1 protein-coding gene and 1 pseudogene are annotated in these 1,517 nt (G+C 48.0%); both read right to left on the bottom strand.

The features are described 5' to 3' along the window. Positions 1 to 145 precede the first annotated feature (145 nt). A pseudogene (locus CFN46_RS17800) lies at positions 146 to 581 on the bottom strand (IS5 family transposase); the annotation flags it as partial. Between the two features lie 678 nt (positions 582 to 1,259). Further along, positions 1,260 to 1,517 (bottom strand): ISAs1 family transposase (locus CFN46_RS17345; RefSeq protein ID WP_141103689.1); only part of this gene is annotated, 258 nt, incomplete at its 5' end.

Consider the following 1,517-nt stretch of genomic DNA (forward strand, 5'->3'; position numbering starts at 1 on the left):
CGCCGGACAGTCTGGCTGAACCCCGACCAGGAAGACCCGCTGGTTCAACAGGATCAGCGATTAGAAGCCGCCTGATTACAGGTTCCAACAAGCTTGACAGACATCGCCCCGCCGCAAGCGTGAAGGCAATGGACCAGCCAACGCGATCACAGATCAAATGTATTTTGGTTGTGATGCCGCCACGGCTCCGGCCCAACGCATGAGCTAAGGGTTCTTCAGGTTCTCCTCTTTTTGCCTCCATCAGCGGAGGCACGTGTTGCACGAACTGCCGCTGAGTCGATCATCCAAGTCTCCAGGTCGATCAGGCCATCTTCGCGAAGCCGAAGCCGTAGTTGAAGGCACCACAAGACCGCCTCAAAGGTGCCGTCATCACACCACTGTCGGAACCTAGCGTAGGCAGTACTCCAAGGGTCATAACGCTCGGAAAGATCGCGCCACTTGGCACCAAAGTAGAGAACCCAAAAGACGCTAATTAGCATCTATCTGTCGCTTTTCCCGGAACTGCTCATCGCTTGAGCCGGTGACACAATGTCTTGGATGAACTGCCATTGGCTATCAGAGATTTCGAAACATCCTGCCATACCGCACCTATGCTGGATGTGCATGGGTCACATTAGAAAAAATGACTTTTCGTGCAAAACCTGGAACCTTCACTTCAAGGACATTCATCGAAAGATCGACACCATGTAGTTAGATCAGTGATCTTATGTAAAAACTTCGTTAAATATCTCGCGATATATAATTACACTTGATAAGAAACCCTAAGGTATCAACAACTTAAAATCAATCTAAGCCCAAATCCTATGTTGATTCCAACAGGAGAATAGGATGGTAAGACATGTACCCCACGGAAATCGTTAAAAAATGTTTAATTCTACTTTTCTAGTCCTTATAGGAGGGTGTGCTGAATGAGCCCCACCATGGCAAAAGGCTTACAAAATTCATGCAAAATTGCGTACGAGCTGCACAAAAAAACCAGATTCTTGCGCAATTTTGTTGAACTTTCACATCCTAGGGATTAGCCTTCGAAAGTAAGAGCAATAAAGCGCGGACGATAAAAAAGAATTAAACGTAAAAAACACGAATTTTCAGGGATTGTTCCGCTCCTCCATAGTGAATGCTCGCAAGGTGTTCGGGAGCGTGGAATATCATAAAAAGTAGGCAAGGGGATTATATCAATGGCTATTCTCAATCTTGATCTTGCAGGCACTCAGACCCAAGTCATCGACACCAGTGACAGGGAAAACGCATGAAAGCTTTCAGACCGCGAGAATGTCAGCAAGATATGTCTCAACCAGTGCCGCTTTCTTCTGTTTCCGCCGAATTCCGCCTTTGAAAGATTTCTCTCCTTTCAGGTAATTCAGCGCAATATGCCGGACCCTGGCGAGGTTTTCCGCCGCCTGTCCGCGATGGATTTTGCAGGCATCTTCACGAAGCGCCACATCCAAAGACCAGTGGAGCTTGGCCTCAATATGCCAGTGCTGCCGAGCTGCTTCGGCGAGCTTCTTGGCGGTCAA

Origin of the sequence: Cobetia sp. QF-1 (assembly GCF_002213105.1) — a bacterium.
In the GTDB taxonomy this organism is placed as follows: Bacteria; Pseudomonadota; Gammaproteobacteria; order Pseudomonadales; family Halomonadaceae; genus Cobetia; species Cobetia crustatorum.